At 62.7% G+C, this 16,710-nt stretch carries 17 protein-coding genes and 1 pseudogene; 7 read left to right on the plus strand and 11 right to left on the minus strand.

What is annotated here, in order from left to right; genetic code table 11:
- From ACZ9IU_RS22740 to ACZ9IU_RS22775, 8 genes and pseudogenes are all read right to left on the minus strand, one after another.
- The coding region (locus ACZ9IU_RS22740; RefSeq protein WP_498957802.1) for an ATP-binding cassette domain-containing protein at positions 1 to 226 on the minus strand (226 nt) is incomplete at its 3' end.
- Positions 227 to 367: 141 nt separating this feature from the next.
- Complete coding sequence (locus ACZ9IU_RS22745; protein ID WP_040124045.1) at positions 368 to 1,735, minus strand: MFS transporter; 1,368 nt, start codon at positions 1,733 to 1,735, stop codon at positions 368 to 370.
- Between the two features lie 94 nt (positions 1,736 to 1,829).
- Positions 1,830 to 3,065, minus strand: a complete 1,236-nt coding sequence (pepT, locus tag ACZ9IU_RS22750) for a peptidase T (RefSeq protein WP_040124043.1) — start codon at positions 3,063 to 3,065, stop codon at positions 1,830 to 1,832.
- Positions 3,066 to 3,401: 336 nt separating this feature from the next.
- Positions 3,402 to 3,851: a c-type cytochrome gene (locus ACZ9IU_RS22755; RefSeq protein WP_498957844.1), complete on the minus strand. Its 450-nt coding sequence runs from the start codon at positions 3,849 to 3,851 to the stop codon at positions 3,402 to 3,404.
- A gap of 430 nt (positions 3,852 to 4,281) precedes the next feature.
- Positions 4,282 to 4,614, minus strand: a pseudogene (locus tag ACZ9IU_RS22760) (cytochrome c); the annotation flags it as partial.
- A complete protein-coding gene (locus ACZ9IU_RS22765) occupies positions 4,611 to 6,377 on the minus strand; it encodes a GMC family oxidoreductase (RefSeq protein WP_040124040.1) in 1,767 nt (588 codons plus the stop codon). The gene ACZ9IU_RS22765 and the pseudogene ACZ9IU_RS22760, both read right to left, overlap by 4 nt.
- A gap of 12 nt (positions 6,378 to 6,389) precedes the next feature.
- The gene (locus ACZ9IU_RS22770) at positions 6,390 to 7,142 is read right to left on the minus strand and encodes a gluconate 2-dehydrogenase subunit 3 family protein (RefSeq protein ID WP_040124039.1); all 753 of its coding nucleotides are present in this window, start codon (positions 7,140 to 7,142) and stop codon (positions 6,390 to 6,392) included.
- Between the two features lie 148 nt (positions 7,143 to 7,290).
- The gene (locus tag ACZ9IU_RS22775; protein WP_040124038.1) at positions 7,291 to 8,103 is read right to left on the minus strand and encodes an IclR family transcriptional regulator; all 813 of its coding nucleotides are present in this window, start codon (positions 8,101 to 8,103) and stop codon (positions 7,291 to 7,293) included.
- Between the two features lie 247 nt (positions 8,104 to 8,350).
- Between ACZ9IU_RS22775 and ACZ9IU_RS22780 the strand changes: the two genes are divergently transcribed.
- Positions 8,351 to 9,793: a DHA2 family efflux MFS transporter permease subunit gene (locus tag ACZ9IU_RS22780; protein ID WP_157885279.1), complete on the plus strand. Its 1,443-nt coding sequence runs from the start codon at positions 8,351 to 8,353 to the stop codon at positions 9,791 to 9,793.
- A gap of 218 nt (positions 9,794 to 10,011) precedes the next feature.
- On the opposite strand, the gene ACZ9IU_RS22785 is transcribed toward ACZ9IU_RS22780, so the two are convergent.
- A complete protein-coding gene (locus tag ACZ9IU_RS22785; protein WP_157885278.1) occupies positions 10,012 to 10,215 on the minus strand; it encodes a hypothetical protein in 204 nt (67 codons plus the stop codon).
- A gap of 222 nt (positions 10,216 to 10,437) precedes the next feature.
- Here ACZ9IU_RS22785 and ACZ9IU_RS22790 point away from each other — a divergent pair, with 222 nt between their 5' ends.
- The 5 genes from ACZ9IU_RS22790 (at position 10,438) to ACZ9IU_RS22810 (ending at position 14,363) form a co-directional block, all read left to right on the plus strand.
- On the plus strand, positions 10,438 to 10,893 hold the full coding sequence (locus tag ACZ9IU_RS22790; protein ID WP_040124033.1) for a MarR family winged helix-turn-helix transcriptional regulator: 456 nt from the start codon (positions 10,438 to 10,440) through the stop codon (positions 10,891 to 10,893).
- A 393-nt stretch (positions 10,894 to 11,286) separates the two neighbouring features.
- Positions 11,287 to 11,616: a DUF6665 family protein gene (locus ACZ9IU_RS22795; RefSeq protein ID WP_040124031.1), complete on the plus strand. Its 330-nt coding sequence runs from the start codon at positions 11,287 to 11,289 to the stop codon at positions 11,614 to 11,616.
- Positions 11,617 to 11,707: 91 nt separating this feature from the next.
- On the plus strand, positions 11,708 to 12,478 hold the full coding sequence (locus ACZ9IU_RS22800; RefSeq protein ID WP_040124029.1) for a gamma-glutamyl-gamma-aminobutyrate hydrolase family protein: 771 nt from the start codon (positions 11,708 to 11,710) through the stop codon (positions 12,476 to 12,478).
- 70 nt (positions 12,479 to 12,548) lie between these two features.
- Positions 12,549 to 13,298: a DUF6683 family protein gene (locus tag ACZ9IU_RS22805; protein WP_040124028.1), complete on the plus strand. Its 750-nt coding sequence runs from the start codon at positions 12,549 to 12,551 to the stop codon at positions 13,296 to 13,298.
- Between the two features lie 258 nt (positions 13,299 to 13,556).
- Positions 13,557 to 14,363 carry a class I SAM-dependent methyltransferase gene (locus tag ACZ9IU_RS22810; protein WP_040125674.1) on the plus strand — a complete coding sequence of 269 codons (807 nt, stop codon included), beginning with the start codon at positions 13,557 to 13,559 and terminating at the stop codon, positions 14,361 to 14,363.
- Positions 14,364 to 14,441: 78 nt separating this feature from the next.
- On the opposite strand, the gene ACZ9IU_RS22815 is transcribed toward ACZ9IU_RS22810, so the two are convergent.
- Positions 14,442 to 14,669: a hypothetical protein gene (locus tag ACZ9IU_RS22815; protein WP_040124026.1), complete on the minus strand. Its 228-nt coding sequence runs from the start codon at positions 14,667 to 14,669 to the stop codon at positions 14,442 to 14,444.
- Between the two features lie 10 nt (positions 14,670 to 14,679).
- Entirely contained in the window at positions 14,680 to 14,862 is a 183-nt protein-coding gene (locus ACZ9IU_RS22820) for a hypothetical protein (RefSeq protein WP_040124024.1), read from the minus strand.
- Between the two features lie 147 nt (positions 14,863 to 15,009).
- Here ACZ9IU_RS22820 and ACZ9IU_RS22825 point away from each other — a divergent pair, with 147 nt between their 5' ends.
- Positions 15,010 to 16,704, plus strand: a complete 1,695-nt coding sequence (locus ACZ9IU_RS22825) for a glycoside hydrolase family 13 protein (protein WP_051900283.1) — start codon at positions 15,010 to 15,012, stop codon at positions 16,702 to 16,704.
- Positions 16,705 to 16,710 lie beyond the last annotated feature (6 nt).

Below are 16,710 nucleotides of genomic sequence, written 5' to 3' on the forward strand. Positions count from 1 at the left end.
CGACCTGCACGCTCTGGCGCAACACGCCGAGGCTGCCGGAGACGGAGACCGTGCCGGATGCGGGCGATAGTTCGCCAGTGATCAGCTTCAAGAGCGTCGTCTTGCCGACGCCGTTGCGCCCGACAAGGCCAGCGCGTTCGGGCCCGAAGCTGAGGTTCAGATTGGAAAAAAGCGGCCGGCCGTCAGGCGTGGACCACGAAAGATTGGCAAGCGTAATGGAAGGCATGGACGGTTCCCCGAATGGCAAGGCAAAGCGGCGTTGCGTTTCGGCTGAGGTCCATGGGTCACCGTCCTGTTGGTGCTGCAGATGGCGGCTCTCTAGGCGGAAAATGCGGCGCGTTCAAGACTGGCGATCCCGGCACGTCGTTCATCGGCCGATCGCCAATAGTGCCACGGTCGCGCCCATCACCTGCACAACGGCGCCAACGATCATCGCGGCGAAAAAGCCGTTTTCCGCGCCGGCCACCGCCGCAAAGATCGCCCCGAGGGCCGCAACGCCGATCGTCGCACCCACCATGCGCGCAACGTTGATGAGGGCACCCGCCGTTCCGCCGCGATTGCTCCCGACCGCCGACACGGCGACCGCGGTCAGCGGCCCGGTCGCAAGTCCCATGCCGATCCCGGTCAGCAGCAACCCGATTTCACTCATCATGAAGAGGTCGAGCATGAAGGCAACGCTCAGGATGCCGTTGCCGACTCCGATCGTTCCCAATCCGAGGGCAATCGTGACACGCTGTCCGAAACGCTGCACCACGGCGTCCGAAAAGGGCGAAACCAGCACGAAGCTCAGCGCCATGGGCAGCAGCGCCAGTCCGGTCGAAGTAGCATCGAGCCGACCGAGCGATTGCGTCGCGAGTGGAAACAGAAACAGCGTCCCGTACATGCCGAAAGTCATGGCCGCCGTGCCAGCCATGGCGCCGGTAAAGGATCTCGAACGGAACATCGTCAGCGGCACGAGCGCCGCCTGCCCTTGCCTATGCTCGACCGCGAGAAACAGGCCAAACAACACGAAACCCGTAACCCCGAAGGCGGCCGTGAGAGACATGGTGGAATGTGGTGATTCGATCGCGGCGAGTGTCACCGTCGCCAACGACAGGATCGCCAGCACCTGGCCGCTGATGTCGAAAGATCGACCTGCCGGATCGGCGCTTTCCTCAATCGTCGCGCGCGCACTGACGGCGCCGACAAGCGAAAACGGTACGACGACGTAAAAGACGGAACGCCAACCGAAGGCATGGATCAGCAGCCCGCCGAGCGTTGGCCCGATGGCGAGCGCCAGTCCGTTGCACCCGGCCCAGATGCCGAGCGCCCGCTGCCTGGCCTGCTGGTCTGGATAGATCACCCGAATGATCGAAAGTGAGGCGGGAAGCAAGAGGGCCGCGCCAACGCCCGTCAATGCACGTGCGGCGATCAATAGCGGGGCCGTGGGAGCGACCGCGCATCCGATGCTGGCGATGCCGAATACCACGGCGCCGGAGATCAGGATCCTGCGGCGGCCGGCGAGATCGGCCAGCAGCCCGCCGGTCAGCAGCAGCACCGCGTAGACGAGATTATAGGCGTCGACCACCCATTGCAGTTGAGACACCGTGGCATCCAGATCTTTGCCGATCGGATCCAGGGCGAGATTGACGACGGATGTATCCAATTGCGCCGTGATCACGGCAAGGCAAAGTGTCGCGAGCGCGGCATGGGGCCGCCGGGGTCGCGCTTGCGATGTTTTCGAGGGGCGATCCATGGGAATTCCACGCCGACTTGATTACACCAGTCTGGCGGAAAATGGTCTTCCATCCGTCGAGGACAATAGTGCCGTGCCGGGTTTTAGCGATCCCTCAGGCCCGCTCCTCCCAGAGTTTCGCAAGCTCCACCACCGTCTTCACGGCCAGTTCCATGTCCTGGCTGCTGACGAATTCCAGCGGGGAGTGGAAAGCGTGGCCGCCGGCGAAGAGGTTGGCGCAGGGCAGGCCCATGAAGGAGAGGCGCGAACCGTCCGTGCCGCCGCGGATACTGCCGCGCACCGGGATCATGCCGGCCCGGCTGATCGCCTCGACCGCGTAATCGACGATGCCCGGATGCTGGTCGAGCACCACCTTCATGTTGCGGTACTGTTCCTTGACGGTGAAGGTGTAGGTCGAGCCCGGATAGTCGGCGATCACCTGCCTGGTGATCTCCTCGAGCACGGTCTCCTTGGTCTTCAGGCCACTTTCGGTGAAATCGCGGATGATGAAGGAGAGGTTCGCCTTTTCCATCACGCCGGACATGCCGGTCGGGTGGATGAAGCCGTCGCGGCCCTTGGTGGTTTCAGGCGTCATGTCCTTCGGCAATCTGGCGACGATACCGCCGGCGATCTTGATGGCGTTTTCCATCTTGCCGAAGGCGAAGCCCGGATGCATGGCGACGCCCTTGATGGCGATCTCCACCGCATCGGCCGAAAACGTCTCGTCCTCGATCGTGCCGGCCGTCTCGCCGTCCAGCGTATAGCCGAAATCGGCGCCGAGCTTTGCGAGGTCCACCTTGTCGACGCCGCGGCCGATCTCCTCGTCGGTGGTGAAGAGGATGCGGATCGCGCCGTGCCTGACGTCCGGGTTGTTGATGAAAAATTCGGCCGCCGACATGATCTCGGCAATGCCGGCCTTGTCGTCGGCGCCGAGCAGCGTAGTGCCGTCGGAGGTGATGATGTCGTTGCCGATCTGGTCGTTCAGCACCGGATGTTCGGACACCCGGATCACCTGGCTTTTGTCGCCGACGAGCTGGATATCGCCGCCCTGATAGTTTTTCACGATCTGCGGTTTGACGTCGGTGCCGGAAAAATCGGGCGCGGTGTCCATGTGGGCGCAAAAACAGATCACCGGCACGTTGTTCTTCGACGTCGTCGCCGGGATCGTCCCGTAGATATAGCCGTGCTCGTCGAGATGCGCATCGGTAACGCCGATCGCCAGCATTTCCTCGACCAGCAGCCGGCCGAGATCCTTCTGCTTCATCGTCGACGGCTGGGAGGGCGACTTGGCGTCGGACTGGGTGTCGATGACGACATAACGGAGGAAACGATCGGTAACGCTATCGGCCATGGGGAAATCCAAAATTGTGGAACGGAAAAATGGAGTTGTAGCGGGAGGATGAGGGTGCGTGAAGGCGGGAAATGAAGATGTGCGGTTGGACGTGATCAAGCGTCCAGCCAGAACGCCCCCTCTGTCCTGCCGGACATCTCCCCCACGGGTGGGGAGATTGGATGGAGCCGACGTCTTGCCACAAATTATACCGACAAATGCCCAAATCCGTTCGGCGTGAAGCGATGAGCACTCATCTGGCCGATCTCCCCCCTTGAGGGGGAGATGCCCGGCAGGGCAGAGGGGGGTGTCGCTTCGGCAGCTGAGTTTGCCTCCGTGCGACGTCCCTCGGCTTCTCTACCGCTGCGCCCCGATATCCGAAGCCCCGACCGAAGGTGCTGCATTGCCCCAGCTGTTGCGGACATAGGTGAGCACCGCCGCGACCTGCTCATCCGACAGCTTCCAGCCCAGCGACGGCATGGCGGGTGTCGTTTTCGCCGCGGGCGTATGCACCGCCTGGCTGCCCTGCAACACGAGGCGCGTCAGCGTCTCCGCGCTCGGCTGCTGGACGATCGAGCTGCCGGCGAGTGCCGGGAAGAGCTGGCTCGCCCCCTTGCCGTCGCCGCCATGGCAGGCGGAACAGGTGTCGTGATAGATCGCCGCCCCCACCTTCATGCGCGCATCGCTCGCCGGGATCGGCTGCGGTTTCTGCGTCGGGCCGCCTTCGGTGCTCTTCAGGTAAGTGGCGATCGCGTGCACGTCCTCGTCGGTCATCAGCGAGGTCGAGGCCTGGATCGCTTCCGCCATCGGGCCGGACGCGATCGTATGCCCGTTGGTGCCGGTCTTCAGGTACCGGACGATCTGATCCTCGCTCCAGCTGCCAATGCCGATATAGCTGCTGCCGGTGATGTTGGGTGCATACCATCCCTGCAGCGAACCACCCTGCAACGCCTCGCGCGGTCTTGTCGGCGCCGAGCGCGGTTTTCGGCGAATGGCAGGTGCCGCAATGGCCCGGCCCCTGGACGATATAGGCGCCGCGGTTCCATTCGGCCGATTTCGACGGATCGGGCTGGAATTCGCCCGGCGTGAAGTTCAGCATGTTCCAGCCCATCATCGACAGCCGGATGTTGAACGGGAACGGCAACTGGTTGGATTCGACCGGGTTGAAGACCGGATCGACGGTCCGGAGATAGGACCAGAGGTTGCCGATATCCCTGTCGGTCATCCTGGTATAGGCCGGATAGGGCATGGCGGGGTAGAGCCGCTTGCCGTCATGGCCGATACCCTTTTTCAGGGCGCTACGGAAATCCGCCTCCGTCCAGTTGCCGATGCCGGTCGCCTTGTCGGGCGTGATGTTCGGCGGAATGATCTGGCCGAAGGGCGTTTCGAGCGGCAGCCCGCCGGAGAGCGGTTTTGCTCCCGGCGCGGTGTGACAGGCGGAGCAATCGCCGAGGATCGCCTGGTAACGACCGCGGATGATCTCGTCCGCCTGGTCGGGAGCCTGGGCGAGCGCCAGGCCTGCCGAGAAGGCCGTTGCGGCAAGGGTGAGGGAAAAGACGATCCTGCTCATGCCGACACCAGAGGTTGGCCGGGGTTGCGGAGATATTGCTGGCGGATGGCATCCGCCGCGTGGAATGCGAGCGCCCCGACGGTGCCGGTCGGGTTCTTGCCGGCATTGTGGGCGAAGGCGGAAGCGCCGATGACGAAGACGTTGGCGACGTCCCAGCTCTGCAGGTACTTGTTGACGGCGCTGGTCTTGGGGTCCGTGCCCATGATCGCCCCGCCGGTATTGTGGGTGCTCTGGTAGGGCACCGAATCCCAGCCCTTCTTGCGGCGGGTATTGGTGTATTGCTTGCCGCCGAAGGCCTTGGCGATCTCCTCCATCCGGTCCGAGACCCAGTTCGACATGCGGATGTCGTTATCGGGGAAATCGAACGTGAAGCGCAGCAGCGGCCGCCCGAACCGATCCGTATAGGTCGGATCGAGATCGAGATAGTTGCCGCGGGTCGGATAGCTCGAGCCTTGGGAGGAAAAGCCGAGCGTCGACTTGTAGGATTTGACGGTCGCCTTCTTCCAGTCGCTGCCCCAGCGCGGCGTGCCGGGCGGGGTCGGGCGGGTCTGGATCGGCCGGCCGTTCGAGGGAATGCAGTTGATGCCCGCGCCGCCGACGAAATCGAGCGGCCCGTGGTCGAAGGCATCACCGTTAAAGTCGTCCACCGTCTGGCCCAGCGCCCCGGCGGCGATGAACGGATTGAAGTTCTTGTCGTCGAAGAACACCTGCGCGCCGGCATTGGTCTGGTAGCAGTAGTTCCGCCCGACGGTCCCTTCGCCGGTATTCGGATCGTAGATCTCGCCGATGCCGGAGAGCATCATCAATCGGACATTGTGGAGTCCATAGGCGCAGAGCAGCACGATATCGGCCGGCTGGAAGAACTCCTCGCCCGAGGTGTTCACATAAGTGACGCCGCGGGCGTGTTTCTTCGAGGCGTCGAGATCCACATGCAGGACTTCCGACTCCGTGCGGACCTCGAAATTCTTCTTTTTCATCAGCACCGGCAGGATGGTCGTCTGGGCCGAGGATTTCGAATAGTTGGCGCAGCCGAACCGTTCGCAGAAACCGCACATGGTGCATTGGCCCATGGCGATGCCGAGTGGGTTGATATAGTCCTTGGAGAGGTTCGCCGCCGGCGTCGGGAACGGGTGGAGGTTCAGCGACTTGGTCACCTCGGCAAACAGCGTCGGCGCATAAGTCATCTGCATCGGCGGCAGCGGATAATCGCGCGAGCGTGGATCCTCGAACGGATTGCCACCCTCCTGGATCTGGCCGTTGATATTGCCCGCCTTGCCGGAAATGCCGGCGAGATATTCGAAGCGGTCGAAGGATTTTTCCATCTCGGCACCGGTCACGCCCCAGTTCTGCAATTGCAGGTCCTGGATCCGTGCTGCGCCGTAGCGGTCCCTCAGGTGGTCGGCGATCTGGAAGTCGCTGTCCCAGAACCGCCAGGTATGGCCGTTCCAGTGAACGCCGGCGCCGCCCACCCCGTTGCCGGGCAGGAAGGAGCCGTAATCGCGCATCGGCAGCGCCGTCTGCGAGGTGTTGTTGCGCATCGTCATCGCTTCGACGACCGGCTGCAGGAAGAGATCGCGGCGGATGCCGTAGCGAAGTTCGTCCTGGGCATAACCGATGTTGAAATCGGTGGCCGTATCGCGCCACGGACCGCGTTCGATCGCCACGACGTCGAGCCCGTTCTCCGTCAGTTCATGAGCGAGGATCGCGCCTGTCCATCCAAGGCCGACAATCACGGCGTCCTTGCGAGGTAGAATAGTGGTCATATTTTTCAGTCCCTACCTGGTCATCCATTCCGTCGAGCCTGCGATCGAAACCGGAGGCAGGGGATAGGGTTGGTTGTGTTTGGAAACGTGGTCGCGGTAGTCGTATCGCGCGCCGGGAAAGCCCAGCATCTTCCACGAGGCCATGTCCTTGTTGCCGCCATAGATCGGGTCGGCGAAGAAGCCTTCCATCACGTTGGCGAGCATCAGGTTGAAGAAGGACTTGGCATCCACCTTGTTCGGCAGGGTGATCTTTCCGGCTTCGAGATCCTTGAGGACCGCGTCCTGGTCGGCGGGCGCAAGTTCGGCGAAGCGCTTGCCGCCCTTGGTTTCGCGGGTGAACGCGTTCAGCGCGGCAATGCCGGAGCGGTAGCGCTGGGCCGGCGTGTCGGACGCCTGGTACCCTTGCGTCGGCAGGCCGGGCATGAACGGGCCCTTGGTATAGAGCCGGCTCGACGTGCCGTAGGATCCCACCAGCTGGCGGTCGAGATAGAGAACGCAGCCGGCATCCTTGCCGCCGAGCGACAGATCGTCCGCCGGCACCAGCCGGTCGGCGACCGCTTCCATGGTCTGCGCCTCTTCGAGCGTGAAGAACAGCCAGCCGCCGGGCTTGACCTGTACCGGCGGATCGGCGGAGCGCGCCTCCCAGGGAAGGCTGCCGGAAATGCTGCGCGCCATGACCGGCGCGGCACCGCCGGCGAGAATGGTAAAAGCAACGGAAGAAAGGAATTGGCGCCGCGTGGGGCGCTTAAGACAGTGGGTTTCCATAGAGGACCTCCCCGGAGAGAAAAGGTCGGTGACGCGCCGAAACGACGTGCGCCGATGAGATCGAACCGAGCGGTTCAATGATTTACCTAGAGCGCGTCCAATCCGCGGCAACCCTTCTGGAACATTAAATCGTCACGGCTGCCGCTCGTCAGAAATCGCCGGCACCGAGCGAACCGCGATGTCCGAGGCGGGCGGAAATTGCCCGTGCCGCGACGAGCAGCGGTTCGGCAAAACCGTTCAGGTTTTTCAGCGACAGGCGCTGAACGGGACCGGCGATCGCGATGGCGCCGACCACGTCCGACTGGGCGTCATGGATCGGGGCGGCGATGGCGCGCATGCCGAGTTCGTTCTCCTCGTCTTCCACCGCGTAACCGAGGCGACGGATAGTGCCGAGCAGTTTCAGCAGCTTATCGGGATCGGTGACGGTTTTCGGGGTTCGGAGCGACAGAGGCGCGCCGACAAGGGCCGCAATGCGGCTCTCCGGCTGGAAGGCGAGAATTGCGCGGCCGGCAGCCGTCGCATGATAAGGCGCGCGCATGCCGATCTCGGCGCTGATGCGCACCGCCTGCCGGGAAGGCTGGACGCGGATATACATGATCTCCGGCCCGGCCGGCACGCCTAGCAGCACCGTCTCGTCCGTTTCGCTGCGCAGGTCCATCAGCAGCGTGCGCGCTTCGGTGGAAAGATCCATGCGGTTGCGCACCAGCGAACCGAGCCTGAAAAGCTCGAGCCCCAGCCGGTAGCGGCCGGTCTCGCGATTCTGTTCGAGGAAATCTTCGGCCATCAGAGTCACGACCAGGCGATGCACGGTGCTCTTGGCGATGCCGAGACGGCGAGCGAGTTCGGTGACGCCGATCTCCGCGTCGTCGCCTTCGAAAGCCTTGAGGATGCGGATCGCCATCGAGACCGAAGAGAGGCGGCCCTTTTGCTGGTCCTCGTCCTGCACACCCGTGATCTTCATGTCCCCACCGTCTTCATCTCGGTTGCCGATCCCGTGACAATCAGCCGGCCTGCATCCGGACAACGGGCGCGGTCAACGCCGCAACTACAACGGCGCCGTTGACAGCCCCTTATCCAAGGGAATATTCTGCTTATGGACCGGCGTTCCATATAGAAGAACACATGACGACGACTGAAGCAAGCGGAAACACCATCGGTAGCCGCGCGGTTTGGTGGCCCGCCAGGAACCGGGCTTACCGAACAAGGGCTTGAACCGAAAGACTGCCAAATTGGATACCCGCAAGACCGTGCCGCTGATCGTCGCATCGGCCCTCATCATGCAGCAGATCGATTCAACGGCGATCGCCACGGCCCTGCCGACGATTGCCGACGCGCTAGGCGAACCGCCGCTGGCGCTGCATTCGACGATCACCGTTTATGTGTTGTCGCTCGGCGTGTTCCTGCCCTTGAGCGGCTGGCTTGCCGATCGTTTTGGCGCGCGACTGGTGTTCTGCTCAGCGATCGCGCTGTTCACCTTCGCCTCGCTGCTCTGCGCCGCCTCGACCAGCCTCACCATGCTGATCGCCGCGCGCGCCCTGCAAGGTTTCGGGGGTGCGCTGATGCTGCCGACGGCGCGGCTGATCCTGGTGCGTTCGGTGCCGCGCGAGGAACTGGTTTCCGCCATGGTGCTGATGAGCATGCCGGCCGTAGTCGGCCCGGCGATCGGACCGCTGCTCGGCGGCTTCATCACCGGCGTCAGTTCATGGCACTGGATCTTCTGGATCAACCTGCCGGTCGGCATCGTCGCAATCATCCTGACGCTCGCGCTGATCGACAAGATCCCGCCGGCCGAACGCACCTCTTTCGATTTCCCAGGCTTCGTCTTCACCGGCGCTGGCATCGGCGCGGTCATCTTCGGCTTCGATTCCTTCGCCCGCGGCATGAATTCCAGCGCGCTGATCCTGGCTGTGGTCGGCTTTTCGCTGCTCGGCCTTTACATCCGCCATGCGCGCAACACGCCGAACGCGATCCTCGACCTGAAACTCTTCCGGTATCCGACATTCCGCTCGAGCGTCACCGGCGGTTCGCTGTTCAGGATCAGCATGGGCGCCCTGCCCTTCATGCTGCCGCTGCTGATGCAGGAGGTTTTTCACTACACGCCGCTGCAATCCGGCGCGATCACCTTCGTATCGACGATCGGCGCCTTCGGCATGCGAACCATGACGAGACGCATCCTGCGCCGTTTCGGCTTCCGCAACGTACTCTTGTGGAATGCGCTGATCGCCAGCGTGTCGATGGCGCTGCTGGCCACTTTCACGCCCGCTACGGCGCCGGCCGTCATGGTCGCCATCATCCTGCTCGGCGGCTTTTTCAGGGCCTTGCAGTTCACATCGCTGAACACGCTGACGTTTGCCGAAACGGAAGACGCGGAGATGAGCCACGCGACATCGCTGTCGCAGATGGCGCAACGCATCGCCCAGAGCACCGGCGTTGCAATGTCGGCCATGCTTTTGCACTATTTTTCCGGCGGCTCCGGGACGCTCACCAACTTTGCCTTCGCGATGTCCTTCGTCATCATCGCGATCATTTCCGCATCCTCATGCTTCTCGTTCTTCCGCCTGTCCGAGACGGCGGGCGACGTGCTTTCGGGCCGGAACAAGAAGGTCAAGGAAGAGCCGATCGCCGCCGAACAGGCCGACGCGGCGGAGTAAGAGGCCGCCGAGGTAAAAACGGACATCGCTTGTGTTAAAGCTCGCCGACATATGCCGGCGAGCCCTCCGCGGCTGCGACCCCGTTTTGTGATCGGTTGCAGCCGACGTGAGCAGACGCGCGAACGAGCCCTCGGCCAGGCAGTCCAGCTAGGACGCGCGGGCGGGCGGTTCGCGGAAACGCAATCGTTCTCTCTTCGATCGTTCAGCCCGCGAGCGGACTATTGGACGAGGGAGGCGGCGTTTCGTGTCGTTGGAGCTTTGGTCGGCTTTGCGTCGACCGGAACGATATCGACTACCTCGGAGAGCAGGAACTGCTTCGGAGAACCACAGATGGTCGCGTAGACGATCCGGTCTAATATTTTCAGGCTTTCGGACACGAATGTCCTTTGGTCGCCATTGTCGAGCACCGATACAACGTACATGTTGATCCCATAGAGGTTAGGCGCGCAGGTCATTCGCGCACCGACATTTCTAAGCCAACCATGGTTAACGCGACGTTAATGATGGAGGGCGCGCCGTGCCTAAGTAAGCCTTTCGACTATCTCTCTCCGAAACCAGCGCCTTACATTGCATCTCTTGAAACGCACCAGCCGACATGCCACGTCTCGCACCAGAAACTTTAGCCCGTAAACCTCAAGCTCGCGATGAAACCTGATCCGATCGCATCCGAATTCTTCGAAGCGCTGACCAAGGTCAGCCGCAAGATCCGTACTGCCTTCAACCAGCAGGTCACGGCGCATGGGCTGACCTATCCGCGCGCCCGCGCCCTGTTCCGCCTTGCCAAGAAGCAGAACATGACGCAGAGCGAGCTTGCCTGCGAGCTGGAGCTCGAACAGGCGACCATGGTGCGCCTGCTCGACCGCATGGAGGAGAACGGCCTGATCGAACGCCGGCCGGACCCCAACGACCGCCGCGTCAAGCTTCTGTTCCTCACGGCCCATGGCGAAGAGCAGGCGGAACTCGTCCGCTCGATTGCAGACCGGATGCGCGAGCAGATCTTCAGCAACATCGACCCCGACCAGATGCATGGCGCCGTGGCGCTGTTCGAGCGCATCACCGCCAATATAAGCGAACTGGAGGACATCGATATCCTCGCGTGAGGCGGTCGCGCCTGTTCGGTATTCTTGCCGCGGGGCGTTTTGTTGTCAGCCGACCGGATCTTTGCGCCGACGCGCATGAAACGGGTGGGCGCCACTCGCTTTCGGCCTGTAATGCTGCGGACCTCATGAACACTCGAGCTCCAACATGGCGCCATTATCGGCACCGCACGCATCGCCGCCGGGCGTCGCAACAGTCTTCAATCCCAGCCCGTCGAAGCCCTGCGGCGGGGGAAACCGGCATTCGCCGTGGACTACGCCGAAAAGACCTGCGTGTTCGTCCGCTTCCCTGGCGAGGCGTCCTCCGGTGCACCACCATCCACACCACGCTCCCCATTCCTCATTTGACGCGCCGCAGCAATCGGCTAACATTGGTGGAAACTTCAGGTATCTCCCATGAGCGTCCGCCCTCCCCAGTCGTTCCATCAGCCAGGATTCGCCAATACCGGCTTCAACGTCCTCGAATACGAGCTGATGTCCGAGCGCGCGTCAGCGCTGGGGCGGCAGGGGCTGAAGGTGGAGGAAGCGCTCGGCGCGTTGAATGCCTGGAACCCGGAGCGCGACAGCGAAGTGCTGCGCGAGAGGCTTCGCGACGATGCGGCGGATGCCGTCTGGGGGCTGTTCATCCAGCGCGAAATCTGCGGTCTTCGGAACAATCGCGACATCATCAAGCGGTATGCGATCCCGAGCGAGGTGCTTGCGAGGGTGGGGGCAGTCCGCAAGTGAAATCCGTTTCCCACGTAAAATTCGAAGTGAAATTTGAAATTGCCGGCAGGCCGCTGATCGAAGCGCTGCGGCTGAATGATGGATTTGAGCAATGTCCAGACCGGTGATCGGCGTGATCGGCAATACCCATAATGTCGAAAACCGCTTTTCCGCGCAGCTCGTCGGTGAGCAGAATCTCAGGGCGATCGCGGACGTTACCGGCGCCCTGCCGCTGATGTTTGCCGGCAACCCGAATATCACCGACATTCCGACCTTGCTCGACACCGTCGACGGCATCCTCCTGACCGGAGGCCGCGCCAATGTCCATCCGAGCCACTTCAACACCGAGCCGCACGCCCGCCACGAACCCTATGACCAGAACCGCGATGCGGTCGCCCTGCCGCTGATCAGCGCCTGCGTTGCCGCCGGCATACCGGTCTTCGGCATCTGTCGCGGTTTTCAGGAAATGAACGTCGCGGCCGGCGGCTCGCTGCACCCGGAAATCCGCGAACTGCCCGGCCGCATGAACCACCGCATGCCGCGCCTGGAAAACGGCGAAATCCACCCGGACCTGACCGTCGTCTTTGCCGACCGGCACGACGTCCGGCTGACCCCGGACGGCACGTTCGCGCGCCTGCTCGGCCGCGAGATGATCCGGGTCAATTCCCTCCACGGCCAGGGGATCGACGAGCTGGGAAACCGCATCATCGTCGAAGGCGTGGCGGAAGACGGCACGATCGAGGCGATCCGGTTTAAGGAGGCGGAAGGGTTTGCGCTGGGCGTCCAGTGGCATGCGGAATACGACCCGCAGATCAATCCCATCAACCGCGCCCTGTTCGAGGCTTTTGGCGAAGCCGTCCGGGCACGCAAGTACGCCGGCTGATATCTGCCATTCAACTTGCCGATCCGACCGCGGCGCATATAGTGCCCATCGTATTTCGGGGGATTCGGCGATGCGGGCAAACGCAAGGTATCTGGCAATTCTACTGGGGGGCTTTACCGTCCTTGGTGCCGGAAACGTCCCGGCACGCGCCGATTTTTCAGGCCCGCTCAGCCCCGGCGCCTTCGAAGCGACGCTGAACATGGGGCCGATCGCCGAGACGCTGCGCCGGCAGATGCAGCGCAAGAGCAACCAGGGCCCGGCATCCGCCACCCCAGAGACTGCCCGGCCGGTGCGGCCGGACAGTTTCCGCTACGTCCCCTCGAAAGCCCGCCGCACGGCCAATCTCGCCGGTTTCGTCGCCAAGAGCCGGGCTGCAGATCCGAAGGGTGCGGACGACCTCGCCCAGCTGGTCGCCTCCCGCGACATCATCGAGGAAATGCGGACGCCGCTCGCCAAATACGGGTTGCGGATCGACAACCTGGCCGACGCCTATACGGTCTGGTGGATCGGTGCCTGGCAGGCGACGCGCGGTTCGACCGACGATCCGAGCGAGGCGGCAACGGCTGCCGTCAAGCAGCAAGTGATGCGCACCATGGCTTCGGTTCCCGAATTCGCCAACGCCAATGACAGCCTCAAGCAGTCCATGTCGGAAGCCCTGTTCATGCAGGCGCTGCTGCTCGGGGTCGGGCTCGAACAGGCCAAGGGCAATGCCGCTCAGACCAAGGCGATCGGTCGTGCCGCCGCCGAAGGTGCACGCGGCATGGGGCTCGACCTCGCCTCGATGACGCTGACCGATGAAGGTTTCAAGCCGGCGGAATGAACCGGCCCGGTATGAACTGACCCCCGAAAGTTGGACATCAACCTTCGGGGGTCAGTTCAGTCGTCGCGGGCTTCGATGCTCCGATGATCTGCGCCGGGCTCGATACGGCGGAGCCCTCGGCGGGGAGTTGACAGGTGTCAACAAAGTCTTAATGGCGCGGCGTGGCGGCGTCATCCTTTAACTCACGTACCCCGTTCAGCGGTCTTGGCAACCGGAGAAACCAGGAATAGCCTTGGTTTCGGAAGCTTGGAGGGCGACATGACATCGAGTTTCAATGTCCGCAACGCGGGCGGTTACGAGCAACTCATGGGGCGCTGGAGCCAGAGGCTGGCACCCCAGCTGATCGATTTCGCCGGTCTTGAAGACGGAGAAAAGGTTCTCGACGTCGGCTGCGGCACCGGAAGCCTGACATTCGCACTGCCGAAGGCAGCCAATCTTTCCGAGATCGCGGCAATCGACTATTCGCCCGTCTTCGTCGAGGAGGCAATCCGCCGCAACACCGATCCGAGGATCAGGATCAGCCAGGCGGATGCCTGCGCGCTGCCCTTCGAGGACGGTTATTTCGACCGGGCGATGGCGCTTCTTGTCCTGCATTTCGTGCCCGAAGCGGACAGAGCCGTCGCCGAAATGCGGCGCGTGGTGCGGCCGGGCGGCGTGGTGGCTGCCACCGTCTGGGATCATCTCGGTGGCATGCCCGCCATGCGGATGATGTGGGACACGGTCTCGATGCTGGACGACAATGCCCGGCAGATGCGAAGCCACCATTTCTTCCAGCCGATGATGCAGCCGGGCGAGATGAAGGACAGCTTCATCCGCCAGGGCCTCGTCGATGTGGCTGAAGTCTCGCTGATGATCCGGATGGATTTTCAATCCTTCGACGACTACTGGGCGCCGATCGCCGCCGGCGAAGGACCGCTCGGCAAATATGTGGCCTCGCTCGACCCGGCGCTTCGGGCGAAAACCGACGCCGCGGTCAGGGCCGCCTACGAGGCGGGCAGGCCGGATGGTCCGCGCTCGTTCGTCTCCGTCGCCTGGGCCTGCCGGGGTGTGGTTCCCTCCGCCTGATCGCCGGACGCTGAAAGCACACCGTCCTCCCGGCATTGCCACCGGGAGAGCGCTCGTCGTCCAATCCGGTTCGACCAATCAATGCGTCGTGTTCGCCTGACCACCCTTCTTCTTCGCATCATGGGTATGGTGGCTGTCGCGTTCGCCGCCGCCGCCCGAAACGCGGCTGGTGGAACGCAGATCGTCATCGGCCGGCGGCTTCTTCACATCCAGCGGCACACCCTTTTTCGCATTGGGGGCATTTTCATGGGACGCGCCTGGCCCGCCCTGGCGGATGCTTGCGGGTGTCTTCTGCGATGTCGACATGATGAACTCCCTATCGGTCCTGCTGATAACCCTGATGGGTCGTGTTGACCTTGGTATTGCCTTGCTGGCTCTGCTTGCCGGGATCATTCGCCGCCTGGGGTTTGCCGCGCTTGATGTCGGACGTATGGACCTGTTCGCCGGAGCCCTTGTGGCTCAAGTTTTCCGAGGGCGTCGGGGGAAGTTTGCTGCTCATGAAGGGTCTCCTTTTCCTGCGGTTTCCCACTGGTCTAACCCGCAGCGAGTCACGATGTTCCATCAGACGCGTTGTTGCCGCCGGGAGTGAGGAACTCCCGCCCGCGCTCTCGCGTTCGAACAGGTTAAAGAGACAGGGAGGGCATCGATGAACGACCTTCAGGATCAGCTTGCCGACGCGATCAAGCAGGCGGCACTGCCGATAGAACGCAAATGGTGGCACACCGCCACCGTCTATCAGGTCTATCCGCGCAGTTTCTGCGATCTCAACGGCGATGGCGTCGGCGATATTCCCGGCATCACCTCCAAGCTCGACTATCTGAAATCCCTCGGCATCGACGTGATCTGGCTGTCGCCGATCTACAAGTCGCCGATGGACGACAACGGCTATGACATTTCCGATTACCAGGACATCGCCCCGGAATTCGGCACACTTGCCGATTTCGACAGGCTGGTATCGGAGGCGCGGAACCGGGGTATCGGCATCGTCCTCGATCTCGTCGTCAACCACACGTCGGATGAACATCCGTGGTTCGTCGAGAGCCGCAAGGGCCCGGGCAACCCGTTCCGCGATTTCTACATATGGCGCAAACCCGCTGCGGATGGCGGGCCGCCGAACAGCCTCAAATCCTCCTTCGGCGGGCCGGCCTGGACGCTCGATCCTTTGAGCGGCGAATATTACCTGCATCTGTTTTCGACCCGCCAGCCGGATCTCAACTGGGAAAACCCGGCGGTCCGGGGCGAGATCTACAAGATGATGAACTGGTGGCTGGAGCACGGCATTGCCGGCTTCCGCATGGATGTCATCGACTATATCGGCAAGCAGGTGGACCAGGAGATCGTCCACGACGGTCCCCACCTGCACGACTACCTGCAGGAAATGAACCGCAAGACATTCGGCGGCCGCGATATCCTGACCGTCGGCGAAACCTGGAGCGCGACCCCCGGTTCGGCTCTCCTCTATTCCGGCCGCAACCGCCACGAGCTGTCGATGGTCTTCCAGTTCGAGCACGTCACCCAGCAATGGGACGAGGTGTTCGGCAAATGGCGCTCGAAACCGTTCGACCTGGTGAAGCTGAAATCGGTGCTCGGCAAATGGCAATATGCGCTGTCCGACGACGGCTGGAACTCGCTGTTCTGGGGCAATCACGACCTGCCACGCGCCGTCTCCAAATATGGCGATGCGACCGGTCATCCGGTAGAATCGGCCAAGATGCTGGCAACCGTGCTGCACCTGATGAAGGGCACGCCCTTCATCTACCAGGGAGAGGAGATCGGCATGACCAACGTACCGTTCACCACGATCGAGCAGTATCGCGACATCGAGACGCTCAACATGCATCGCCTTCATATCGAGGCCGGTCTGTCGCCGGAGGAATTCATCAAGGGCGCCAACGAAAACGCCCGCGACAACGCCCGCACCCCGATGCAATGGAGCGCCGCGCCCTATGGCGGCTTCTCGACCGGCGTACCCTGGATCGAGGTCAATCCCAATTACCCGACGATCAATGCGGAAGCGGAAATGACCGACGAGACGTCGATCTGGAACCATTACCGCAAGCTGATCGCACTCCGCAAAGCCCACGAAGTGATCGTCTACGGCACCTATCAGAGCTGGCTCGACAGCCATCCGGACGTGTTCGTCTATTCGCGAACGCTCGACGGGGAGCGGTTGGTGGTGGCGGCCAATTTCACGGCCAGGGACCTGACCGTCGAGCTGCCGGGAGAATTGAGGATATCAGGGGAAGGCCTGATTTCGAACTACGAACTGGTGGATGCGCTTGGCGAGAGCCTGACGCTGAAGCCCTATGAGGCTTTTGCGGTTCTGGCGCGGACGGTTTGAAAAGAC

The sequence above is a fragment of the Mesorhizobium sp. USDA 4132 genome (genome assembly GCF_056279545.1).